This window comes from Bremerella alba (genome assembly GCF_013618625.1).
GTDB lineage: Bacteria > Planctomycetota > Planctomycetia > Pirellulales > Pirellulaceae > Bremerella > Bremerella alba.
Genome location: NZ_JABRWO010000006.1, coordinates 33,143 through 57,393 on the forward strand (window position 1 = coordinate 33,143; position 24,251 = coordinate 57,393).

Here is a 24,251-nt window from a genome sequence, read left to right on the forward strand (position 1 = left end):
GATGGAACTTCCATGGGATTTGAATTCATGAAACGCGTCTCTTCGCTGTTCTTAAGCGTTGTACTCTTGAGTAGTTCGTTTGCGCTGGCGGATGAACCGCAAGTGTTGCAGCAGGATAATCTTGTTGCGTGGTGCATCGTCCCGTTTGATGCGGCCAAGCGAACGCCCCCAGAGCGAGCTGCAATGCTCAAAGAGTTAGGCATTCAGAGATGCGCCTACGATTGGCGGACCGAGCATGTGCCCACCTTCGAGGCCGAGATTCAGGCCTACCAACAGGAAGGTATCGAGTTTTTCGCCTTCTGGCGCGTTCACGATCAGGCATTTGAACTGTTTAAGAAATACGACCTGCACCCACAGATCTGGGAAACGATTCCGCTGACCGATGCGGATACGCAAGAAGCCAGAGTCGAGCAAGCCGCCCAACGGTTGCAAGCCGTCGCCAAGCGAACCCAACATGCAGGCTTTCCGCTTGGGTTGTACAATCACGGCGGCTGGGGAGGCGAGCCCGAGAACATGGTGGCCGTCTGCCAAAAGCTACGCTCGATGGGCTTCGACCATGTAGGGATCGTCTACAACTTTCACCACGGTCACGAGCACATCGCCGATTGGCCGGTAGTGTTCGGGCTGATGAAACCCTATCTGATTTGCCTGAACTTGAACGGCATGAACGATAAAGCCAAGCCGAAGATCTTGGGCATCGGCAAAGGGAAGCACGAACGTGCGATGATCGAAACGATCGTCGAGAGTGGCTACAACGGCCCCATTGGCATTCTGGACCATCGCAACGAACTCGACGCGAAAGAATCTCTGCAAGAGAATCTCACCGGGCTCGCTACCGTTGTCAAAGAATTGCCGACTGAGACTAAGTAGATCATCCGGTCCCCTCTCCACCGTACTCGGGGGAGAGGGTTAGGGTGAGAGGACATGAATGTGGTCTACTTTCCTGGCGACCAATCACTCAGGTCGGGGTCCTTCTCCAATGGAAAATCGACCCGCTGTCCGGTAGCCGCCGCTTGATAGATGGCCAGGATCACTTCGACCGAACGTCGTCCTTCGGGGCCGTTGATTGCTGGTTCGCGATCTTCTTTCACGGCCGCCAGCAGATCTTCAAACTGGGCTCGGTGGCCATGATGGCCGATCGCTTTCGGGTCGGCGGCACCACCTCCGGTTTCGGTCTTGCCGGCCAGACGCTTTTTGATGGCTTCGTCTTCTTCGGTCGGCTCGGCGAAGTCCCAGCTCTTGATGTCTTCTTCTTCCATTACGGCCGATCCCTGCGCACCGTGAATCTCGATTCGCTTAAGATAGCCAGGGTACACAGCCGTACTGGCTTCGATGGTCCCGAGCGCGCCATTTTTGAATTTTAGAGAAGCCACGGCGACGTCTTCGACTTCGATGCGTTCGTGCCCGATCAGACTACAATTGGCGGTGATCGACTCGACATCACCCATCAGCCAACACAATAAGTCGACGCTATGAATGGCCTGGTTCATTAGCGCGCCGCCGCCGTCCAACTGCCAGGTGCCCCGCCAGGCACCGCTATCGTAGTACTCTTGGGTGCGGAACCACTTCACGTAGGCGTCACCCAACGAAAGCTTGCCAAAGCGGCCTTCGTCGACCGCCTTTTTGATTTCGGTCGAAGGTCCATGAAATCGGCTCGGGAAGATGGTCGCCAGTTTGACGTTGTTCTCGCGGCAAGCGTCGATGATCGCATCGCAGCGGGCCAATGTGACATCGAGCGGTTTCTCGACGATCACGTGCTTGCCTGCTTTGGCCGCAGCCACCCCAGGTTCCATATGAGCACCGCTGGCCGTACAGATGGTAACGACATGAATGTCAGGGTTGGCCAGCATTTCCTCGAGCGTTTCGTAGGCGGTAATGCCTTGCTCGGTGGCAAACTTCTGGGCCTTTTCAGTGGTACGGTTGTAGCAGCCGATCAGCTTGGCATCGGGGATGTCGGCGATTGCCTTGGCGTGAAAATCCGCGATCATCCCGGTACCGATAATGCCAAATCCAAACGCCATGCGACTCAACTCCGCTGTGATGCTACTGGTGGGGGTCATGAAACGTGGGAGTCAGCGCAATCCATCGCAAACATTGACAGTATCGCTGATTCCCTTTGTTGATGTCGCATTATAAAGGGAGCCGCCTCGTTGTTAAACCGGCGGTGCCTCGAGCGAATCGCCAAAGAAGATTTGCAAGATCAAGAGCACCATCGACTGTCCATTGAGCATCATGTGTACAACCAGGCTCGGCGTCATGGTCCGCCGCTTCTGATAGACATAACCCAGGCCCAGCGCCAGAAAAAAGAGGGGGATAGGCGCCCCGCCTTGGCCGAAGTGCAACAGCGCGAAGATGATCGAACTGATAAAGATCGGAAAGACCATCAACGAAGGCCGCGACGGATAGGCTGGCTCTGCATTGGCAGTCTCTAGCGGCTGCGATGATTCTGATTCAAGTTCGCTTTCAGCAGCGAAACGCTGCTCAGACGAACGACCGATTTGAACGTTCGCTGGGCGTCCCTGGCGGCCAATCAGGATTTCACTTACCGAGAACAGCCGCCCCGTGAAGACGTCTTCCAGCCAACCTTGCAGCAGCAAGCGAAACGCGAACTCTTCAGTGATGGGGGCCACCAGCACGGCGGAAACGAGTACCGGTATGATGATCCCAGGCGTGGGGGACTCGATCAGCATATTGATCAATTCATGCTCGTACTGCACGAACTGGGCGATCACGACTTGGATAAGGATTATCGGCACGCACAGCGCACAAAACGTGGCAACGCCAATCAATACATCTTTGCGGAACGCGGCGAAACTCTCGCCGATGACAAGCGTCAGGCCGCCACGCAAGACGATCAAGATAAAGATTCCCAGGCATACCAGACACTGCGCCGAGATCTGCCCCCACATCGCTCCGATGCGTTGTTGGACCGTCAGTTCGGCCATGCTGGTTGGTTCGCCTGATAGATATAGCGAGACAAACAAATTCGCCAACAGAATGAACGCCAAAGTTCCGCCGAAGATATCGAGCAGTCCCCAGCGAGCGACCGGGGCCGGTTGCGTTTCCAGGATCGGTTGCTTCTCTACAAGACAGCGAAGGACACCCACCCAAACGCTCACGCTGATCAACAGCACCAGCGACACATATCCGATCAGACCGAAACCGAGGAGCAATTGAGTCACAACAAGTCAGGCTTAATCTGTAGAAAGGCTTCCGGATCGGATCATGTTGACGGCATCCACAATATAGATCCATCCCGATGCCAATGTCAGACCAATGGTGCCCCACACGATGAAATTAAACAAATAGGCCAACCACGCCGGCTCATTGCTTAACCCGTACCATGTCGTTTGGGCCGTACCCTCATCGAGTCCCAGCACAACCATCGACAGAATGGCTAACGCACACTGAAAAACCATCTTCCATTTGCCAGGCCAATTGGCGGAAAAGTCGCCGCCATGCTGTTCGACAAAGCTGCGAATCACGGTCACGAGCATCTCGCGCCCCATCACCACCACGGCCACCCACGCGGCAACGCCGGATCCGGGGATCGCTACGAGAAACACAAACGTCCCGCAAATGATGATTTTGTCGACAAACGGATCGAAGATGCGACCAAACTTGGTGACCTGGTTGTATTTTCGCGCCCAGTAACCATCGATCCAGTCGGTCGAGACGGCCACGATAAAGATGGCCAACGCCGCCCAGATAAAGTTCAGCGGCAACAAAACAAACGCCACGATCGACAGCAAAAAGCGGAGTGCCGTCAGCGTGTTGGGGACATTGACGATCACGTCGGAAGGGACGGGCTTATCTGACATGGACGGGATCCCCTAAGGCTGCGCGTCAGGTGCGGCAGTTGGTAGGTCTTACTATCGGGCAGGGCCACTTGCCACGCCGACCAAGTCATAGTCTTTGTACATGACAATCTCGGTCGGGACGATATCCCCCGGCTTAAGTCCCTGGCCGGTCACGTAGGTCACGCAGTCGACGTCCGGGGCATCGGCGACGGTGCGTCCGATGAAAGCGGTCTTTTCGCCTGGCACCGGCTGATCGATCAGCACGTCTAGCGTTTGGCCGACCTTGGCTTCGTTATGATCGAAGACGATTTCCTGCTGGATCGCCATCAAATGCTCGCGGCGCTGCTCCATCAGTTCGTCCGGCAGGTGATCGTCCAGGCGAACCGCCGGGGTGCCTTCTTCCTTGGAATAGGTGAATACCCCGACACGCTCGAAACGTTGGGTTTCAATAAAGTCGGCCAGCTCCAGGAACTGCTCGTCCGTTTCGCCTGGGAAGCCGGTGATGAACGTGGTTCGGATATTCAGACCAGGAATGATCTCGCGCATCTGGCCGACCATCTCTTCGGTCTGGCTACGCGTCACGCGGCGGGCCATGCGGCGGAGCATCGTGTCGTTGATGTGCTGCAGCGGAATGTCGACGTACGGCACTATCTTGTCGCACGCGGCCATCGTCTCTAGCAGCGGCCGGGTCACGTACATCGGGTAGAAGTACATCAACCGAATCCAGTCGATGCCTTGCACCTGGTTCAGCTTCGTAAGCAGCTCGGCTAAACGCGACTCGCCGTAAAGGTCCATGCCGTAGTAGGTGGTGTCCTGGGCGACGATGTTCAGCTCGCGTACGCCATCGGCGGCCAGTTCCTCGGCTTCAGAGATTACCTCTTCCATCGGCTTGGTGGCGTGCTTGCCGCGCATCTTGGGGATCGCGCAGAACGTACAAAGCCGGTCGCACCCTTCCGATATCTTCAGGTACGAAAAGTGTCGCGGCGTGATACGCAGGCGATTGCGATCGGTGAGCGCCCGAACCGGGGCTGGCTTGAAGACGGTTCGCTGCTCTTCCAGCTGTCCGACCAGGCGATCGGCAACCTGGGTAATTTCTTCCCGACCGAAAACGCCCACAATCTGATCGATCTCGGGGCAGGTTTCCAGCAACACATCTTTCTGCCGTTCGGCCAGGCAACCGGCGACGATCACCCCTTTGATCTTGCCCTGACGCTTCAGCTCGAGCATCTCTTCGATGGCGGCGAACGATTCGTCGCGAGCGCGTTCGATGAAGCCGCACGTATTGATCACCACGAAGTCCGAGCCTTCGGTGTCCTGCGTCAGTTGGTAGCCATCTTGATTCAACAGGCCCAACATGCGTTCGCTATCGACCAGGTTCTTCGGGCAACCCAGGCTGATGAAGGAATACTTTCCCCGGGCCTCGCCAGAGGCGCTCGTGTTGGCGACTTGGGAAGGGCTGGGTGTATTCGAATCGATAATAGGCAAACTGGTCATGAAGCTTGGATCAGGGGTTTAGGGAAGGCGGAGCCCCATAGATTGGGTCCAGACCGCTGGTCGAACTCCTCATCCTATCGGCTCGAAGGCTGATTGACGAGGGGCAAAATGCCGCAATCTGCGTGTGGTTGAAGCAATGTGGCTAGGTCAGCGAGGCGGAAAGGTTGCCCTAAAATTGCCGTAACGCCGCAAGATTGAGCTTTCTGCCAGTCTTCCCACGTCGGGCCACCCAAACAGGCGATCTTGGGAATCAACGGAAACGTCGCAAACCAGCGAGAAAGCTCGGCAAATTCGGGCCCGTCCGTGCCTGGGACAATGCCCACAGCGGCATCCAACTCGCCGGGCGTGAGGTGCTGCTCGGCGCGAAGCCAAGTGGCCGTATGCCCCAGCGCATGACATGCCGATCGCAGGTAATCGAAGTCAGCCGCAGTGCCGGCCCAGATGCCAACCGACGCAGAGGGGCCGTCACCGGTAAGTTCGCCTAGCGAAGCGAACACTTGTTCTTGAGGCGAAGACGTCGACGGCACCGGCGAGCCATCTTCGATCACCGACGGCAAACGATACGACCATTCGTACCAGGCCATCCGCTGCAGACCATCCGGCACCGGGCCAGTTCGCGCCTCGCCGATGCACCAAGGGCCGAAAATCTGAATCAGTTGCGCTAAGGGATTGCGCTGGCGAAACGCTTCGACTTCGTCCACCGAAAAACGACCCGGTCGGGCAGCGCAGAGCAAAATAATGTCGACGTTGGCAACCGATGCCGTGGATATGTCCGAAATTCGCTCGGCACGGATTAGCTCGACATTGGGCCAATCACTTAACCACGCAGCAAGCCCTGCAAATTCCTGGGATTGCAGGTCGCCTGAGATCAGTATCTGACGCTTCACGGCATCCACCTTAGATCGCGTCCTCGCGTTCGCGCATCAGCGACAAAACGTCTTCGGCGTGGTCGGCATCTCGAATGCCGTCGAGTACGGCGTTGTCGTTAATAATTCGACTCAGCCGCGCCAGCGTTCGCAGGTGCGAGGGGTCGTCGATCGAGCCAATCAGAAAGAACACGTCGGTCAAGCTTCCACGACTGCCACCGAACGGAATGCCTTGGTAGGTGCGGCCCATCGCCAGGAAGCCTTCCGAGATAATCGACGGCAAAGGACGCCGCGGGTGAAGCAGCGCCACGCCGTTGTCGAGCGCCGTCGAGTGCATGTTTTCACGCTGCAGCACGGCGTCGATCATCTTCGGCTCGTCCCAAAGGTACCCCGCTAGCATCGCCACATCGCAAATCTCAGTAATCACTTTTCGCGGCGAGCGGCTGGTGATGGGAATCTTGATGGTGCTTTCGTGCAGCATGTCGCAAATGCGGACCGGCTCTTCATGCTTGCCGTGCCGGTCGAGCACTCCTTCGACGCGCTCTAACTCGCTGTCGTCAAACACGCCAATGCGATGTTCGAGCCAATGATGGATATCCGGTTTAGAAAACTTCCACTTTCCAGCGACCTTGCGGCCAGGAATGTTGTCGCGACTGGCGAGCCTCTCAACCTGAGATGGTGTCAGATGAAGATAAGCGGCCAGTGCATCGAGATCAAAATCTTGCGTAGGCATGGGACTCAGGTTTAATGGCAATACGGGTAGGGTCGGTAATCTTTGACGGCTAGATGGGAAGTTGTTGTGGGGGAGTGTGAAGTTTTCAGTGTTCCGTTTTCAGTTAGAAGCGGAGAGGCATTTTGTTTCTTTTCTCCGCTGAAAACGGAACACTTCAAACTGAAAATTTGACATCTCTCGTATCCGCGGAGAGAGATGTCGGCAAAGTCGGGTTGACTCTTTAGCGGAAATGGAAAACATTAGCTGCAGCGTCGAGCGACAAGTCTATTTTAGGCATGTCCCAGGTCAGGAAGAACCAGGACGGGTCGTTTGCGTATCAACTTCGGATGGATTCGAGGTTTTTCTCGATCAGGTTCGCGCCCAAAATTGGCAAGGAGGCCAACGATGTCGCAGACAATCACTTCTCGCGTTGGAGTATCGCTTCGGAATTTGTTGCCCGATGCGAAGTTCATTGGCGGAAGCGACATCTACGCCAAAGCCTGCTGTGCTCGACCAGAACACATCTTACCAGGCGAAGTCTTCATCGCCATTTGCGACGACAACGAAGACGGCCACGACCGCGTTGACGAAGCTATCGAGCGCGGTGCCTCTGCGGTTGTCTCCGAAAAATCACTCCCCGTTAGCGTGCCGGTGTGTGTGGTCGGAGACAGCCGCGAGGCATACGGGCAGCTTTGCCATGCGTTGGCCGATCAGCCGACCGATCGCATCAAAGTGATCGGCGTCACCGGAACTAACGGCAAAACAACGACGTGCCTGCTGATCAAAGCCATTCTGCAAAAAGCAGGAGCCAAGGTTGGTAGTTTAACCAGTTTGGGCTGCGACAACGGCTACGACCAGCAATCGTGGGGTCAGCCGACCCCTAACCCGGCCATCATGGCCGATATGCTGTCGCGCATGCAGTACAACGGCTGCACCCACGCGGTACTTGAAGCTTCCAGCGAAGGCCTGGTCAAGCAGCACCTGGCCGGCGTGCAGCTAGATGTGGCAGCGTTCACCAACATTCGGCAGAACCATATCGAGCTTCACGGCTCGGCCCGCAATTATTATCGCGCCAAGAAAAAGCTGCTGAAATACCTCCGCGACACAGGCGTTGCCATCTTCAACGGCGACGACTCGAACTGTGTCCGGCTTTTGAACCAGGCCGAAGTTCCCGCGCTGTCGGTTGCCGTTCATGGAGTCGGCGAGATCACCGCTTCGGTGGTTGAACGTCACAAGAGCGAACAAACGTTCATGTTAACTGCCGGCAGTCAGACCATGCCTGTCTGCACGCGGATGATCGGCGACCATCACGTTTACAACTGCCTGGTCGCGGCCGCCGTTTGCTTGGTGTACGGAGTCGATCTGAAAACGGTCGTTCGCGGGCTCGAGTCGGTCGAGACTCTGCCGGGCCGCATGCAGCGGATTGAATGCGGACAGTCGTATGGCGTTTTCATCGATCAAGCCCACACCCACGACGGGCTGGCGGTTGCCTTGAAAACACTTCGCCGCGTAACCCATGGCCGATTAATCTGCGTGCTTGGGGCTCATGAGTCGAGCGACCGCGTCAATCGACCTTTGCTGGGCCGCGTTGCCGAACGAGGTAGTGACGTCTCGTTGATCACCATGAGTGGTCCCGCCGGGACATCGCGAAACGAGGTGGTGCACGACATTATCGACGGCTTTGCCCGACCTGCCAAAGCGCACGTCATTCCTAACCGCAAAGAAGCGATCCGCTACGCACTGAGCCAAGCCGAAATCGGCGATACGGTACTAATTACCGGGCAAACAACCGAACGACTGGTTAGCGATCGCGTCGAAAAAACCGAACCCCGCGACTGCGATGTTGCCCGAGAACTGCTGTACGAAATGGTTCAAGAAGAAGAAACGGCCCCGATGGAAGCCAAGGTTATCGCGTTTCCTCGGTAGGCGACTCGTTCGCAAGACCTAGCAGCGATGCGAGTCTCGAATAGGTGCAGCAGCTTGAAACAGCTTCCCCACTTCGGTCCATTCGCCCCCATCTGCGGGGGAAAGGGTGAGCGGCATCGCCCCGGTGAAAATAAACTGGCCAGGCAGCGTGCAAGTCCTATCAAAAAATGCCTACCTTTCCGCTTGGTGACATTTGGGATACGCTTAATTAATAAGAACTCTGTCATCCCCATTTCGCAGAAAATGTTGCTCTCTTGATCGTCGTTCGTTCGTTTTCCAACAGCGATCCTCCCAAATTGGTGGAGCTCTGGAACCATCAGCCCATCAGTCGGGGACTAGCTCAACCGATGGCGGTGACGTTGTTGGAAGCTCAGGTCTTCGCAAAGCCCTATTTTCAGCCGAAAAACCTTTTGATTGCAGAAATTGAAGGGAAGATCGCTGGGATGGCTCACTTGGTGCCGGTCGGTCCGCTGCTGCCTGATGAATTGCGCGCAGAGATCGCCAACGTGCCGATTATCTTAGCGGCGAACATCCCCGAAGCAGCCGAAGTCGAAGATGCCCTTTTCCATGCGGCCGTAGAAATCGTTCGAGAGATGTCGGCGTCATCCATTCTTTTGGGTGGGACTACCGAGCCGGGGCCATTTTACTTTGGTCTGGCGAAGGGAAGTTGCAACCGCGGTGCCTTAGTGTCCGATACGCGGATGATCGAATTGGCAGAGCGGCATGGCTTCGACCACTCTGAAAGCTGGCAGGTCTATAGCCGGGCCTTGCGGGGTTTTCGTCCGCCGGTCGATCGCAACCAGATCGCTGCCCGACGTTCGCTGAACGTGATGCGCGAAGACGATCCGCCGTACAGCAGTTACCGCGATGCGTGCATCTACATGCATCAGCATCGCACGCGGTATTCCTTGGTGCAAAAACAAGACAGCCAAGAGCTGGCCCATTTGACCGTCGTGCAAATGGAAGCATTCAGCCACTTTCGCGGCGTACGCATGAGCGGCATTGTCGATCTAGACACCTTGAATGCCTGTTCGCAGGTGCAAGCTCAGTTCTTCCTGGCTGAAACGCTACGGCAAATGACCGAAGAAGGAACCGCCGTCGTCGAAACGCAAATTACCAGCGAAAACGAAATGCTAACCCAGGTCGTCGATACGCTAGGTTTTGAAACGATCGACGAACTTCGCCTGATGACCAAGCCGCTCTAAGGGCCCATGAGATCTCGGGAAGCCTGGAAGACCGACCGAATCTATCCCAGAGGGTGGCCCAGAGATTCATCTCTGGGTGACCGTAGGTCACAAGCGGCTCATGAGTTGAGTGAGAACAAGATATAACGTTTCTATTTTCTGCCAGCCTGATGCATTAGCCGCTTGTAGCCTGCGGCTACCCAGAGATAAATCTCTGGGCCATCCTTCGTTTGCGGTCAACCAGGAAGCGATCTCTTATCCGCGTCCATTTGTGTAACCCGCGGTTCTCATTCTCTTCAGCACCACTACCGTGAATCTTCCGTCGAAGCATCCGAGAACCGGGCCTCGTGGGGTGAAAGTTCGCTTCCTTGCGACTCGGTCAAAATGCCGTATAGCTCGGGTCGCCGACCGCGGATCCAGCGCCGGCCGGTGCACTTGTCCAGCAGGCTCATGTCCAGGTCGGCGATGACGAGCGAGTCTTTCGGCGCTTCCGCTTCGGCTACGATCCTGCCGTAACAGTCCAAGATCATCGCGTTGCCGGTCCGCACTTCGTCGTCGTCGAGACCGATCCCGTTGCTAAACAGCACAAACAGGCCGTTGTCGTGGGCGCGTGCCGGCAGCCATCGTAAGAGCCACTCGCGTCCTTTAGGTCCGTTGACCTCAGCGGCCAGACGCTGCGGGGCTTCATGCCGTGCGTGCCATACTTCTGGATCGATGCGTCCCATCGCGTGCGGACTTCGCGAGGCCGTTCCGCCGGTTTGATGCGGTGCCAATAAGATATCGGCCCCCAGCAGCGCGGTGGCCCGGACGTTCTCGATTAGGTTGTTATCCCAGCAGATCAACACGCCCAGCTTGCAGCCCAGAGGCGTATCGAACACCGTGAACCGATCGCCGCTACTCATGTGCGGGCTGATAAAGCAGTGCAGCTTGCGATGGCAATGCACGTTACCGTCGGGCATCGCCACAACGTATGTGTTGTAAAGTTGCCCATCCCCTGCCCTTTCAATCAAACCGGCACCGACGACCATTTGGTATGCTTGCGCGAGTTCCACGAGCGCGGCGGTGGATGGCCCGCCGGGGACTTCTTCCGCCAAAGCATCGATCGCCTCGCGATCGAGACGGTGGACATGCCAATAGCCGGTCAGGCACATCTCGGGAAAGGTGATCAAACGCACGTCTTGCTCGGCTGCCGACTTGACGAACCGAGAGACCACGTCCAGATTGGCCCGACAGTCACCGGGGGCATGCTGAAACTGTACCGTGGCGGCGCGAAGCATCATGGTAGGCGTGGCTTGTCTGCGGGATAGGTCATGCTGACGTGTTCAGCCAGCTTGAGTTCCGCCTGAGGAATCGTGTTGCGGATGGCCAGGGGAATCGGATCGACGATCTGTTTATCGCGGCGAGCCACCAGATAGTCGCGAATGATCGGCGAGCGTTGGTTCTGCATAATGAAATGAACCCACAGCCACGCTTCGGCATAGTCGGTGCTGGTCATCTGCTCCGGTTTGGCCAGCGACGCCAAGCGTTCCAGGTCAGGCTGCCACCGACCGGTTCGTGTTCCGTCGGCCAGCCAGGGAAGATGCTCGCGATTGAGTCGGCCCGGCACGCCAGCCACTTCATAGTATTCGGCCAGGCCTTCGTCGAGCCACAGCGGAAGCGTACCGACGGACGAGTTGAGATAGGCGTGCGTCAGCTCGTGCCGTAAATCGGAAAGCACGTTCTCTGACCAAATCGCGTAAACGTAATACTCACCCCGTTCGACTACAAACAGGGCTCGACGGCCGTTAAGCTGCGGAAAGTGCTGCCGTGTGAACGCGGCGAATGTGGTCGCGTCGCGAAAGATTCGGACGTGAATTTTGTCATTCGAGAACGGAATGCCCAGGTCGTCCCGCAGTTCCATCTTCAGATTGCGGACCTCTTGCAGCACCTGACTGTCGTCTTGCAGATCGAAGTCCGCTTCAATTTTCAGCGGGACATCATCGACGAACGTCGGCGGAGGATTGTGGATTTGGTTGCTCCACATCGTACAACCAACCGAGAAAATCGCGCACAAGCTGAGCAGCAGTGCCAAGCGAAGTTCAACAAGTTGATTGAAGCGGCCCATCCGTGGTCCTTGCTTGTGTTATCCGTTCGTTCATCGCGATATGAAAACGATTCGTGCCGAAGTCTAGTCCCCTCTCCCTCGAAGGGAGCGGGATTCTTTAGCGATCGTCGACAACCATCGCCGGCTTATTCATCGATACCCAACTACAAGCCTACTACCCAACCGTTTGGGCATCGATCAATTGATCGAGCTCTTCCTTGAGTTTCACCAAAACTTCTTCATAGCCAAATGCACCCAGCGGTTCGCCACCTTTTTTCAGGTTCACGAAACTCGGACCGCACCACAAACCTAGGTCGGCGTCGTCCGTTTCGCCAGGACCATTCACGCGACAACCCATCACGGCGATGGTGATCTTATGATCCTTCGCGTACTCGGTCATCTCTTTTACTTTGGCGGCCAGGTCGACGAATGCTTCGTTCTCGACACGCGAACAGCTTGGGCAGCTAATGATATTGAGCGTTTGCAGACCGTAATCGACCACCGTTCGCACGCGACCGGCGGCGATGTCGTCTAAGATCTTGCGGCCGGCGGCGATTTCTTCCCCTTTACGGGCATTGGGGACCGTCAGCGAAACGCGAATCGTGTCGCCAATGCCGGTGCCAATGAGCTGCTCGAATGCGATCCGCGTTTTGATGATTCCATCAGGCGGCATGCCTGCTTCGGTCACTCCCAGGTGCAGCGGCACGTCGGGGCGCTTTTCCGCAAAGCGGCGATTCACTTCGATCACCTTTTGCGGGTCGCTATCCTTCAGCGAAACGCAAAAGCGATGGAAGTCCAGACGGTCGACCAAATCGCAGTGCTCCCAGGCACTTTCCAGCATCGGCGTGATCGAGTCGTCTTTCTCGTAGAGCGCCAGCTTGGCCGGATCGACGCTGCCGCAGTTCACCCCAATGCGAACCGCACAGTCGTTGTCTTTGGCGACCCCGATGATGTACTCGACCTTCTCTTGCCACGGCTTTTCGCGCTCGTGGTGATAAAGGTGCCCGGGGTTGTAGCGAATCTTGTCGACATGCGGTGCGACCAGTTCGGCCAGCCGGTAATTCTCTTGCAGGTCGACCGACAAATTGCCCGAGGTCTGCTTGCGAATTTCAGCGAGCGCCTCGGCGTCCTTCTTGCTGTCGACGGCAATTCGGATGACATCCGCGCCGGCCTGCTCCAGATCGGTTACCTGGGCGACGGTGGCGTCGATGTCCTGCGTCTTGGTGGCCGTCATACTCTGGACGGCGATCCGATGGCCAGCGCCGATGTGGATGCTGCCGATTGCGACACTACGCGTCGGGTTGCGAACGATTTCCAACGTTGTAAACTCCCACGGTTGAAAGACTTTTGCTGTATTCTCTACAACCGCGGGACTTTTGGCAACATCACGATTGGTTAAGCTTTGGGCCCATCGTAAGTGATTGGGTAGGCGTCTCGCACGACCTTCGTCAACGCTTCGACAAAGAAGTATTCGCCGAACATCACCGACTCGTCCACGCCCAGGTCTTTCTCAGTATGGTAGACCCCATGCTTGAGGATCCCTTCCCAGCCGATGTCGTTGATGGCCAGGTACTCGGGAGTGACCAACGCGTCGAGCATCGCCAAGGCAGTTTCTTTATATTGCGCCGCTTTCGCAGAGTCCTTGGTTTGCTTGCTCAAGTCTAACAAACCAGAGGCCGCAATCGCCCCGGCCGAGGTCTCTTTCTGGGCTCCCCATGGGGCCGGCTGGCTCACGTCGGCGTCGAAGTCCCAGAATGGCACCTTATCTTCCGGCAAGTTAGCGATCCAGAAGTCGGCGTTTCGCATCGCAACGGCCAAGTACTGCTCGTCTTGCGTCAGTTGGTAACACTTCGAGTACCCATACAGCGACCACGCCAAACCGCGGGCCCAGCTGCTGTCGCCACGCAGGCCTTGGTGGGTGGTTTGCTCCAGGAACTCCCCTGTTTCCAGATCGAACATTCCTTCGTGGGCGGTCGAGCCATTTTCCCGGACGATCGTATCGCGGGTAGTTTGGCAGTGATTCACGGCCCGTCGCATCAGTTCCTGGTCGCCTGATTCGATTGCCGCATAGAAGATGATCGGCACGTTCATCATGATGTCGATGAACAGCGAATCGTCCGAAACGAAGCTTCGCAGGTACTGACCCTTATCCTTGAAACGCATCGCCAAGGTGCGGCCAGCTTGAATCAGCACGTCATGCAGATGCTTGTCGCCGGTCAGCTGGTACCACGGCAGGTAGGTGCTGAGAAAAATGAAGCCCAGATCGTGGACGTCGCGGTCGTGCTGGCGGTGCTCTAGCTGCTTCGAGTAGTGCTCGGCCTTCTCGCGCCAGCCAGCGTCGCCGGTTCGCAAGTGAAACTGCCACATCATCCCGGCGTAGAAACCGGCACACCAGTCGGTCCATAACTCTTTGTCATGCCGCCACTTACCACCCTCGGTGTAAATGGGGAAATAGTCCGGGTGCTGCTCGGTGGTCGCGGCGACCTGCTTCTCGGCGAACTGAAGGGCTTGGGTATACTGCTCGGTGCGCGGGTCACTCATGATCGTGCGAAACTCTTACAGGGAAACGGGATAGGGGCGTAAAGTCGCGTACGGATATCGTCTATAATGCGATCGTGAGGCTCATACTAGCCCTTGATCCTCTGCCCGAAAAGCGACCTGCTGCAGGAACCCGGAAAATTTCGATGTACGACCCAGTCTTTCATATTGTGCTGCTCGCCCCTGAGATCCCTCCCAACACCGGCAACATCGGGCGAATGTGCGTCGCCACCGGCAGCAAACTGTGGCTGGTCGAACCACTCGGCTTTCAGGTTGACGACGCCGCGCTGCGCCGCGCCGGTATGGACTATTGGCAGCACCTCAACTGGGAGATCGTCCCCGATTGGGCGGCCTTGGAAGATCGTCTTAAATCCAATCGTAAATGGTACTTAACCAAGACCGCCCCACGCAGCTACGCCAACGTCAGTTACGAAAAAGGAGACGCGTTGGTCTTCGGCTGCGAGTCAAAAGGCCTACCGCGCCAGCTGGTCGAGGCGAACGATCAGACGGCCATTTCGGTCCCCATGCGAACCGACGTCCGCAGCCTGAACCTGGCCTCGACAGCGGCGGCCGTCACCTACGAAGCCGTCCGCCAGCTGACCGTTTCCGGCGAATATTCTTTACCAATCGGCGAATCCCCGATTGGGTAAAGCAAACCTGAATCGCCAACCAAGCCACCCCAACCCAAGTTGCCACAAATGGGTGGCCCAGAGATTTATCTCTGGGTGGCCGAAGGTCACAAGCGGCTAATGAGTTGAGTTGGTACCGGTGGAACGTTTCTATTTTCTGCAAACCTGATGCATTAGCCGCTTGTCGGCTACGCCGACCCAGAGATAAAACTCTGGGCCACCCCTCCATTTACGCCAACATCCCTGGCGGATTGATCTTCCCTGATAGCTGGCTTTTTCTCACAATAGCCGCTCGATTGAAAAGACCCATCGGCCACGCATCGCAGGGAGGCGAAATGAGGCCCAAGCTTGTTGTTGATTATGTTGTGTATCTCATCGTTCGCCTGTTTATCTGCACGGTTCAGGCAACGCCCCTTTCGGTATGCGCCCAGGTTTCAAGTTTTCTGGCCTGGCTGGCCAACGACGTCTTAAAGATCCGCGGCAAGCTGGTCGACTCGAACCTGAAGCACGCCTTCCCCGATCTTTCGCCCTCGCAGCGAAAAAAACTGGCCCGCCGCAACTGGTACCACCTTTGCCTGATGGTGTGCGAAATCGCCCACGCGCCGCGCAAGTTGCACGACACCAACTGGCACAAGCACATCAAAATGAAGGACATCCACATCCAGATCGAGCAGGCGCTCGGCCGCCGACCGGTGGTAGTGCTGCTTGGGCACTTCGGCAACTTCGAGGTGATGGGCTACTGCACCGGCATGCTCGGCTTCCCCACGTACACAGTGGCCCGGCCGCTGGATAATCCGTTTCTGCATAGGTGGCTGGAAGAGTTCCGCAGCGCCACCGGTCAGATCATCCTCCCCAAACAAGGCAGCGCCCCCTACATCGAACAAGTGCTCGACCAAAACGGAACGCTGGCCCTGCTGTGCGATCAAAACGCCGGCCGCAAAGGATGCTGGGTCGAATTCATGAACCGCCCTGCCTCGTACCACAAAGCAATCAGCGTCTTCTCGATGGCTAGCGGCGCCCCACTGGTGTTCCTCTACATGCGCCGCACCGGCGGCCCCATGCAATTTGAGTTCGGCGTCGAAGGCATCTACGACCCCGCCACCGCCGACGAGCAAAAAGGGGTGAAAGAAGTCACCCAGTGGTACAACGAAATGCTAGAACGAGTCGTCCGCCGCGACCCAGAACAATACTGGTGGGTGCACAACCGCTGGAAAGACGACCGCCCGGCTAAGAAGCGAGAGAAGGAAAAACAGCGATTGGCCGCCGAGCGGAAAGAAGCCGCAAAACTGGCCCAAGCTGCTTAGGGATTACTTGCATATCTCCGTGTGCCCCTGGCCTCTGACCAGTGTTTCGGGATCGGCATAAAGTTCGCCAGCGGGTACCCACTTCACACTGGCGAGACGCCAGTGGCACACAGAAGCCTGTACCTTCGACAGTCCGCCCCAGCCGCCGAACGCTAATAACTAGATGCTCGGCAACCGCAGTAAGTGGCGCAACAAAAAAGGCAGGCCCCAGGGCCTGCCTCAATCTTCTAATCATTCAATTCTCGATCGCACACCTAAACCGTTTGCTCGGCATGCTTCCCCTCGGCGAACTCTTCAATTGCCTTGGCACAAAAGGCTGGCAAATCATCGGGATTTCGGCTGGTGACCAGGCCTTCGTCGCAGACGCATTGCTCGTCTACCCAGTTCGCTCCCGCGTTTTTCAGGTCGGTTTTCAGGCTTGGCCAGGAAGTAACCTGGCGACCTTTAACCACGCCAGCTTCGATCAGCGTCCATGGGCCGTGGCAGATGGCGGCGACAGGCTTATGCTGTTTGAAAAAGTCGCGGATGAAGCTGACCGACGTCTCGCACGTGCGGAGGGTATCTGGGTTGGCGACGCCGCCAGGCAGGACGAGTCCGTCGAAATCTTCGGCTGATACTTTTTCGACATTTAGATCGACCTCGAACTGGTCTGCCTTCTCGTCGTGGTTCATTCCCTGGATCTTGCCGTCTTTGGGGGATACCAGCACGACCTGGGCTCCGGCCGCTTTGATCGCGTCCCACGGTTGGGTCAGTTCGACCTGCTCGAAGCCATCGGTGGCGAGAAATGCAATTCGTTTACCGTTTAGTTGATTCGACATCTCTTTTCCTCTTTCTAGCTCAGTGTCTGATGAGGCCTATCGCGGGCGTTCTGCGTGTGGCGATGGCGTACAGCGCTCAGCACGGTCGCCAACCAACCAGGCCTTATCCTAAAAGCAAATAGAATGGCTGAAATTCGCGTCCCAGCCGGGCTTGGTTGCTATCGTTGCAGATTGCGCGCCAATAGTGCCACCAAAAGAATGCCTGCGGTCGAGTGGCACTGGCGACCGTTAAGACCTTTATGTGCCTTTGGCCAGTGCAATGTGGTCTCCATCACGAACCGCTTGAGTCTTGAACACCCGAGCGATGAAACCGTGCCGGATCTGGTTTGGTGATTCGGGGGTTACTTCGTCCCGGCTCCAACTCGGACCAACTTCATGATCCGCCCTGCCACGTTCCAATCTTGCACGTACAGATTCCCCTCGGCGTCCCAAAACGAACCGTGCGTTCCGCTGAATACGCCTTCAATCCATTGGTCTTGGGGAACGTTGTAGTTCTTCCCTTTGGCCAGGCTGGGGTTGTTGCCGAGGACGGCGATGATGGTGTTGGTTTTGTCGAGGATCACCAGTCGCCCGTGTAGGTCTGGCACCGAGACAAAGTCTCCTTGGATGGCTACCGAGGTCGGCATGCCGAGGCCGGTGGTGACCTCTTCGATGAACTCGCCATCCAAGCTGTAGTGCAGCAGGCGGCCTTTGGGTTGGTGGTTTCGATCGCAGATCAACAAACGGTTCGGCTCGTAGCGCGTGTCGAGCGTCATGCCGTGGGCCGTGTTGAACTGTTTCAGGCCGTTCCCTTTTTCGCCAAAGTGCATCAGGTATTTTCCGGCGGCATCGTACTTGAAGATGTGATTGCTGGCGTACCCGTTAGACAGGTAGATATCGCCGTTGGCAGCGACGGTGATGGCCGTGGGGTTGAACTTGATTTTGCCCAGCCCGGCTTCTTCCGGCAGTTTCAAACGCAAGACAATCTCGCCGGTCTGGGCGTTGAACTTGATCCCTTCGGCGTCGTTATTTCGGGCCCCGTAAATGTACTGGGTGCCGTCCTCGTCGCGGATCTCCATGTCGTGAATGTTGGAGTAGTCCTTGCCCAGGTAGCTTTGAATTACCCTGCCGTCCGGCGAGAAAACGAAGACGCCGGCTTTGGCACTGGTGTAAATGTTGCCGGCCTGATCGATGACCACCGAACCATGCGTCGGGCCAATCGCGGAGTTGCCATCGGGACGCAGGCCCCAGCCTGGGACGGTGTCGAAGGTCATCTGCCCGCTGCCCATACGAACCGGCTGCGGACCGTCGTCGGCCATCAACGAGATAGCAGTGCCCAGCGAGACGACCATGGCGAGAAAGAGCGAAAAAAGACGCATGACGAGTGCTCCGAGGTGACTTCTACAGATGTGGTTGGCGGGAATGTAGCGTAGGCCAGCACAAAGCTCGAAGCAAGTCTCGACCGGTAAGGCCCCACGCGGGCGCGGGTCGGACGCCTGAAACTGCTTAATAACCCACGCCCGCGCGAATCTTAAAAAATTTTCATTTCAGCACTGTACATATGCTACACCAGGCTGATATATCTAAAGCATGCCCAGGGGACGCTTCCCCGGCACCGTGCCTATTTTCTTTGTAGGCATACGAAAACAGTACCCCGTTTCGCTGCTAAACAAGCAGCAAACCGTAGGGCCCGCGTGTCGCGGGTCGCGAAGTGGGTACCCGGAATCCGACCCGCGTTCGCGCGGGGCCCTACTAAACCCAACACCATATAAGAGCACCGTTATGTCCCATCACCACGAAAAACCTGAAAAACACGAACCGGGCGCCTCCGCGCACGGTTCGCAGGTTGCCGTGATCGATGGCAACCGACTGCTATGCCCCTGCTGCGGAGAAGTCCTGGCGATCCTGGCCGATGAGCCTCCTGAGGAGCCAGTCGATAACGAATCAGTCAATAACGAACCGGCCCAAGAAGAGCCAGCCGACGAGCCACCATGGCAACCGACCGAGTCGAAACACTTCGTCCTACCGCAACCGGACCTCTCATCCCCCTGGGATGAAATCGCTCGTCGGCAAGACGCCCTTAAAGAAGCCGCCTGGGAGGCCTACAACCAGTCCGAAAAGGCCAAGCAGGAAGCACTTTACGCCCAATATCTAGAGTCTGACGACCCCGGCTTCCTAGCCGATTATCTGACCGTGCCGATCGATCCTGAGATCGACGCCTACGAGATCCCGGCCGAAGATCCGCCCCCGCTGCCGAGTCGAAAAAAGACGAAGCCAGCGCGGACGGTTACCCGACCACCACGCGAGCAAAACACAGAGACCTGGCGCCAGCGGAAACTCCGTTGGCGAACGCATCTGTTCGAAGAACCGCGCACGCGCGATCGAGATCGCTTCTTAGCGTGGACCTTTTACCACACGAAGATGTTCAATCTGCAACTGCAGGAAGAGATCCGTTTAAAGCAGGCGAAGATCGAAGGCCTGCGCTTCGAGCATGGCGTCGCGGAAGTGCCCCCTTCGTACGAAGAACACTTGCCTAGCGATAACCTGCCAAAGGCACGACCTCACGTTGCAGTCCAGGAGTTCGACCTTCTGTACTGGATCGAACAGGTAAGCCGGTCAGAAGAAAGCCACGCCCACAAAGACGTGAGCATGGCACCCGCCAATGTTAAACCGAACCAGTATCTAGCCAAAGAACGCGGCCCACCCTGACTTAACCTCCGGTAGGGTGCGAGCAGAGACGCGAAGCGGAACGTATCGCACCGAATGCGGTCTCCATCAAATGGCAACGCGACAACGTTGTGCAAGGTGCGATTCGCTGCGCTGCTCAGCACCCTACATCAAAACAGGGTTCTCATCTCTTGTCCCCTCTCCCTCGAAGGGAGAGGGGTTCCTGAACAAAATTTAACAAAGACCACAAGAACACGTTCCGAATCGTTCGGGAACGTCGTTCGCGCATGCGCTGCCAACAAGCCGGATGCCCCCTCACCCTAACCCTCTCTGTGCGGGTAAGGGGGCGAAGGGACCGGAGCGCGTATGGCAACCCGTGAGCGTTGTTCGTGATGCGACTGGCTGTGTTGTTGGGCAGGCTACAATGATTGAGCCGGGGGCTGAGCCGATGTGGTTGCGTTCATTTCCACATTGATTCCCCTGCATGCAGTCGTTATTGTTTCGCCTCATCAATGAGAACAGGCGGGCAGCCGTGGCGAACAGCTTTCAGGGGACGTGCTAGCGATGGGCGAGGATCCAATAATTTCCGTGGTGGTGCCGCTGCCGGACGACCGGGGGCATGTGCTCGACTGTTTGACTGGTTTCACTCAGCAAACGCTGGAAGTGCCTTTCGAGGTGATCGTGCCGACCGAGGCGGCTTCGTCCAGCGAGGTTGCCTGGCTGGTCGATCGCTTTCCCCAAGTACGGTGGATTCATCGGCCCGGGCTGAAAGTGAACGCCTTGTATAATGTCGGCGCGGCTGCCGCACGGGGCGAATATCTTTACATTTCGGAATCGCACTGCGTGCCGCGTAGCGATTGCCTGCAGCAGATTTTCGACTTCGTCCAGCAATCGGGGCTGCCGGCGGCGTGTAGCGCCAGCGACGGCATCAATGCCAACTACGTGGCCGAAGGTGAGCAGCGGATTTTTGAAGAAGACTTTCATCGTTGGATGGAAGCTAAAAAGTGCAAGATCGCAATCCGAGGCACGCTGATCGAGCGTGCTTTGTGGGAACAGGTCGGCGGGTTTCAGGCCGAGTTCGGACACTTCTCAGAGATGCTCATCGGTTGCCGATTGGAAGCTGTGGGCGCTCGGTTTGGCTTCGCGGCGAATTCGTACGTTTCGCACGGCAACCAGGTCTGTTTGAAATCGCTTTCCGAGGAGTTGATCGAGTACGGCGAAGACGAGTGCCGCTCTTGCCACCTCACACCGGCAGAAATGCGAATCGCCGATACCAAAGAATGGGCGGACCGAGAGTTGCTGAAACGGCAATCGCTGTGGCTCCGCTTTCGGCAGGCCAAAGAAGCGGTTCGCCAATGGGCTCGGGCTGTTGCCATCCAAACCCTTCCGCTACCGGCGGAGTGGCGGTTTCAAGTGTTTCGCCGATACTGGCAATCGGCGATCCGCCAAGGCCGGCTGCGGTATTTGGCATCGATGACGACGTTCGACGCAACGAGTGAAGAGATCGCTAAGCCGAGCGATGCTTATCGAAAAGCGGCTTAGCAAGACGAATCATCGTTGATCTCACTGGCCGCTTGCTGCCTGATAGCCTTGGTTGGACGCAGGCTTGGGGGCCAACGGCTGGCCGGTTCCATCCCACGGCGGTACCGGGCGTGTCGTAGATTTATCGGCGGTTTTTGCTTCCGATGTGGGGGCGATCACTTCGGTGTCTTCGAGGATCACTCCACCGCCGCTGGCCGTTTGGCGTTTTGTTTTTTGGCAGTTGGCGATCCGACAATCGGTGAGCGTGATTTTGTGCTTTGCGCGGTCGTCGGTCATGGCGGCAACGCTTAGGTCGTAAAAGGTGCAGTGCTTCGCCGTGAGTGGCCCCCCGTTGCTCCAGAGCCCGGTGCCGCCGTAGCCGAGGTAGCAGTTCTCGAGCGTACCGGTCGTCCAAATACGAACCTGACGACCATTGCCCAGGGCGATGCAATCTTTGAGTTGCACGTCGTCGACCTTCAAGTCGTAGCCAGCGTCTTGATTGCGGATGCCACGGCAGCGTAGGAAGGTGACGTTCTGGGTATTGCCTTCGACGACGAACCCGTCGCCGTTTTTGTAGCGGTTTTTCTGCAGCGGCATCATATTGTTGGCAGCGGTGCAGTCCTCGAACACGATGTGCGAGTTGGGCGTGCCACCATTGTTGACGTTGAAACCGAAGGGTAACAGCTCGGTGTGTTTTTCCCACTCAGGATCGGCCTGAGAGCAATCGGCGACGCAGCGTTGAAACACAACATGATCGCAGCCTTGTTCGAGGCGAAAGCCATGTTTGCTGTAGCGAACCAGATCGCAGTCCTTGATCCGCACCTGATCGCAATCGCTTAAGTAAAACCCATACCGGCAATGCTGCACATCGACATCATGAAACGCCAAATGTGTGCGGTCGTCTGCGTTGCCTACTTTGTCGGCCAACACACCAGTGCGGTAGCCATCGAGGCGAAGGTTTTCAAACGTGATATGGGATGCCCCGGCCCTTAGTCTGATCGCCGTGGCCCCTTTCGAGGGCGCTTCGAGCTTCCACTGATGCGCCAACACCGGCAAGCCGTTCCCCCGATCGACGCCGCGGATAATGATCGGGGCGTCCGCAGTTCCGTGAACATCGATTGAAAGCGAAACCCCTTGATACGAGCCCCCACCGAGAAGCAGCGTATCGCCCCGCTTTAGCTGGGAAACCGTTTCGGAAAGCGATGTGGCGTCGAAGGCGTTTTCCCAGTTCGTACCATCCTTCTGCCCGGCACCTTCTACCGTGACATGGCGGTCGGCGGCAACGGCCCATGAGATAAGGAATAAGGAGAGGCAAATCGTAAGGGTTGTTTTCAGCATGAAGGACGACTCAAGAGGAGGTGATCAGATAAGTGCACGTAAGACACTACCCTACTACAGATGTCAGAAAATTTCATGATCCCGACAGGAAAGTCTCGCGATGCGGCGATTCAACTTCGTTGAGAATGCTTGCTGTAAAAACGTTCAACACAAGCCTGCGGCTTAAGCAGTTTAGGCCGAGGTGAGCAAATATGGCCCACTCCTCAGAGATACCACGAAATATCTTTGAGTCTTGAATTAACGATATTTAATACATTTTGTGTCGCAATGGGATCTCGCATTGGCATGCTAACTGCATTTGTTTGTCTTGTGTCTTGATCTCTTATTGGCCTTATCTCTGTCGAATGGTCAAGACACGTTAACCCCCTCCCCTTTCTAACTAGTATTCTGAAAAGGCAAGACGCTTCATGGTTCACCATCCTTCAACTCGGCGCGGGTTCACACTTGTAGAACTGTTAGTTGTGATCGCTATTATTGGCGTATTGATCGCGCTTTTGCTTCCGGCTGTGCAACAAGCACGCGAAGCGGCTCGTCGGATGCAGTGCAGCAACAATCTCAAGCAACAGGGGCTGGCTCTGCACAACTATCACGACGTTCACCAATCGTTTCCATCGGGCGAATTGACGGTCAGTCGTTTAGGTTGGCAGTCGCTAATTCTTCCGATGATCGAGCAAGGTGCCCTGCACGATGCGCTCGACACGGCCGGGGCATTCACTGCCAGAAACACGTCGGCCGATCCTGCCTGGCATAACGACCCCGACGTGGTATCGACCGGCACAACGCCGCTGGCCCAAACGATTATTGACGGCTACATCTGCCCTTCAGATCCCTCGGGAGGTTTGAACGAAAAGATCCGATCGGACGATTCGAATTACCCTGGAGCCTATGGCAAGTCGAACTACGTCGGCGCATACACGGCCGCGTTCTACGACAGTTCTGGCACGAAGACAGCCGATCGTAAGGCAACCTTCTACGAAAACTCGAAGGTCAAGTTCCGTGATATTACCGACGGAACGAGCAATACGTTGATTGTCGGCGAACGATGTACGGCCTCTCCTTTTGTCGGGTCGTTGTGGATCGGATGGCACAATCTAACCGGTCCCATTACCCACAGTCATCAGTTTACTTTGCGGGTTCGGATCAATCGTCTGTCGAACGACACCGACTATCCAATCAATGGAAACAGCATGCACTCGGTCAGCAGTATGCACCCCGGTGGTGCCCAGTTTTTGTTTGGTGACGGCTCGGTCCGTTTCTTAGCAGAAACGATCAATCTTCAATCGTACGCAGCTTTAGGAACCATCGACGGTGGCGAGGTTGTCAGCGAGTTTTAAGCACGCGCCGTCGTGATCGCCTAAATGACATTTAGAAACATTGGTTGAAGAGGACTTA

Annotated in this window: 21 protein-coding genes; 8 read left to right on the forward strand and 13 right to left on the reverse strand. The window is 56.6% G+C overall.

The window, feature by feature from the left end:
- The first annotated feature begins 27 nt into the window (after positions 1-27).
- Positions 28-870 (forward strand): hypothetical protein, encoded by an 843-nt coding sequence (locus tag HOV93_RS11265; RefSeq protein WP_207396610.1) that lies wholly within the window; start codon positions 28-30, stop codon positions 868-870.
- A gap of 65 nt (positions 871-935) precedes the next feature.
- Here the strand turns inward: HOV93_RS11265 and HOV93_RS11270 are convergent, their stop codons facing one another.
- The 6 genes from HOV93_RS11270 to HOV93_RS11295 form a co-directional block, all read right to left on the reverse strand.
- The gene (locus HOV93_RS11270; RefSeq protein ID WP_207396611.1) at positions 936-2,021 is read right to left on the reverse strand and encodes a Gfo/Idh/MocA family protein; all 1,086 of its coding nucleotides are present in this window, start codon (positions 2,019-2,021) and stop codon (positions 936-938) included.
- Between the two features lie 132 nt (positions 2,022-2,153).
- Positions 2,154-3,182 (reverse strand): CPBP family intramembrane glutamic endopeptidase, encoded by a 1,029-nt coding sequence (locus tag HOV93_RS11275; RefSeq protein WP_207396612.1) that lies wholly within the window; start codon positions 3,180-3,182, stop codon positions 2,154-2,156.
- Between the two features lie 12 nt (positions 3,183-3,194).
- Positions 3,195-3,821 (reverse strand): CDP-diacylglycerol--glycerol-3-phosphate 3-phosphatidyltransferase, encoded by a 627-nt coding sequence (pgsA, locus tag HOV93_RS11280; protein WP_207396613.1) that lies wholly within the window; start codon positions 3,819-3,821, stop codon positions 3,195-3,197.
- Between the two features lie 51 nt (positions 3,822-3,872).
- Positions 3,873-5,294 carry a 30S ribosomal protein S12 methylthiotransferase RimO gene (rimO, locus tag HOV93_RS11285; protein WP_207396614.1) on the reverse strand — a complete coding sequence of 474 codons (1,422 nt, stop codon included), beginning with the start codon at positions 5,292-5,294 and terminating at the stop codon, positions 3,873-3,875.
- Between the two features lie 74 nt (positions 5,295-5,368).
- On the reverse strand, positions 5,369-6,181 hold the full coding sequence (locus HOV93_RS11290; RefSeq protein ID WP_207396615.1) for a hypothetical protein: 813 nt from the start codon (positions 6,179-6,181) through the stop codon (positions 5,369-5,371).
- Positions 6,182-6,191: 10 nt separating this feature from the next.
- Entirely contained in the window at positions 6,192-6,893 is a 702-nt protein-coding gene (locus HOV93_RS11295) for a PTS sugar transporter subunit IIA (RefSeq protein WP_207396616.1), read from the reverse strand.
- Positions 6,894-7,277: 384 nt separating this feature from the next.
- On the opposite strand from HOV93_RS11295, the gene HOV93_RS11300 reads away from it, so the two are divergent.
- Positions 7,278-8,798: a Mur ligase family protein gene (locus tag HOV93_RS11300; protein WP_207396617.1), complete on the forward strand. Its 1,521-nt coding sequence runs from the start codon at positions 7,278-7,280 to the stop codon at positions 8,796-8,798.
- 254 nt (positions 8,799-9,052) lie between these two features.
- Complete coding sequence (locus HOV93_RS11305) at positions 9,053-10,003, forward strand: hypothetical protein (protein WP_207396618.1); 951 nt, start codon at positions 9,053-9,055, stop codon at positions 10,001-10,003.
- 284 nt (positions 10,004-10,287) lie between these two features.
- Here the strand turns inward: HOV93_RS11305 and HOV93_RS11310 are convergent, their stop codons facing one another.
- From HOV93_RS11310 to HOV93_RS11325, 4 genes are all read right to left on the reverse strand, one after another.
- Positions 10,288-11,262, reverse strand: a complete 975-nt coding sequence (locus HOV93_RS11310) for a nitrilase family protein (protein ID WP_235990216.1) — start codon at positions 11,260-11,262, stop codon at positions 10,288-10,290.
- On the reverse strand, positions 11,259-12,086 hold the full coding sequence (locus HOV93_RS11315) for a hypothetical protein (RefSeq protein ID WP_207396619.1): 828 nt from the start codon (positions 12,084-12,086) through the stop codon (positions 11,259-11,261). The genes HOV93_RS11310 and HOV93_RS11315 overlap by 4 nt, the downstream gene beginning before the upstream one ends.
- A 154-nt stretch (positions 12,087-12,240) precedes the next feature.
- The gene (gene ispG / locus HOV93_RS11320; protein ID WP_207396620.1) at positions 12,241-13,383 is read right to left on the reverse strand and encodes a (E)-4-hydroxy-3-methylbut-2-enyl-diphosphate synthase; all 1,143 of its coding nucleotides are present in this window, start codon (positions 13,381-13,383) and stop codon (positions 12,241-12,243) included.
- 77 nt (positions 13,384-13,460) lie between these two features.
- Positions 13,461-14,606, reverse strand: coding sequence for a glycoside hydrolase family 88 protein (locus tag HOV93_RS11325; protein WP_207396621.1), 1,146 nt, complete (start codon positions 14,604-14,606; stop codon positions 13,461-13,463).
- 143 nt (positions 14,607-14,749) lie between these two features.
- Here HOV93_RS11325 and HOV93_RS11330 point away from each other — a divergent pair, with 143 nt between their 5' ends.
- Together HOV93_RS11330 and HOV93_RS11335 are read left to right on the forward strand one after the other, a co-directional pair.
- A complete protein-coding gene (locus tag HOV93_RS11330) occupies positions 14,750-15,253 on the forward strand; it encodes a tRNA (cytidine(34)-2'-O)-methyltransferase (protein ID WP_207396622.1) in 504 nt (167 codons plus the stop codon).
- A 314-nt stretch (positions 15,254-15,567) separates the two neighbouring features.
- Entirely contained in the window at positions 15,568-16,536 is a 969-nt protein-coding gene (locus HOV93_RS11335) for a lysophospholipid acyltransferase family protein (RefSeq protein ID WP_207396623.1), read from the forward strand.
- Positions 16,537-16,790: 254 nt separating this feature from the next.
- Here HOV93_RS11335 and HOV93_RS11340 read toward each other — a convergent pair whose 3' ends face one another.
- Both HOV93_RS11340 and HOV93_RS11345 read right to left on the reverse strand, forming a co-directional pair.
- On the reverse strand, positions 16,791-17,354 hold the full coding sequence (locus tag HOV93_RS11340) for a type 1 glutamine amidotransferase domain-containing protein (protein ID WP_207396624.1): 564 nt from the start codon (positions 17,352-17,354) through the stop codon (positions 16,791-16,793).
- 341 nt (positions 17,355-17,695) lie between these two features.
- Positions 17,696-18,712 (reverse strand): hypothetical protein, encoded by a 1,017-nt coding sequence (locus HOV93_RS11345; RefSeq protein ID WP_207396625.1) that lies wholly within the window; start codon positions 18,710-18,712, stop codon positions 17,696-17,698.
- 403 nt (positions 18,713-19,115) lie between these two features.
- Here HOV93_RS11345 and HOV93_RS11350 point away from each other — a divergent pair, with 403 nt between their 5' ends.
- Together HOV93_RS11350 and HOV93_RS11355 are read left to right on the forward strand one after the other, a co-directional pair.
- On the forward strand, positions 19,116-20,042 hold the full coding sequence (locus HOV93_RS11350) for a hypothetical protein (protein ID WP_207396626.1): 927 nt from the start codon (positions 19,116-19,118) through the stop codon (positions 20,040-20,042).
- A gap of 522 nt (positions 20,043-20,564) precedes the next feature.
- Entirely contained in the window at positions 20,565-21,542 is a 978-nt protein-coding gene (locus HOV93_RS11355; RefSeq protein ID WP_207396627.1) for a glycosyltransferase family 2 protein, read from the forward strand.
- A gap of 21 nt (positions 21,543-21,563) precedes the next feature.
- Here the strand turns inward: HOV93_RS11355 and HOV93_RS11360 are convergent, their stop codons facing one another.
- Positions 21,564-22,859, reverse strand: a complete 1,296-nt coding sequence (locus tag HOV93_RS11360) for a right-handed parallel beta-helix repeat-containing protein (protein WP_207396628.1) — start codon at positions 22,857-22,859, stop codon at positions 21,564-21,566.
- A 407-nt stretch (positions 22,860-23,266) separates the two neighbouring features.
- On the opposite strand from HOV93_RS11360, the gene HOV93_RS11365 reads away from it, so the two are divergent.
- The gene (locus HOV93_RS11365; RefSeq protein ID WP_207396629.1) at positions 23,267-24,193 is read left to right on the forward strand and encodes a DUF1559 domain-containing protein; all 927 of its coding nucleotides are present in this window, start codon (positions 23,267-23,269) and stop codon (positions 24,191-24,193) included.
- Positions 24,194-24,251 lie beyond the last annotated feature (58 nt).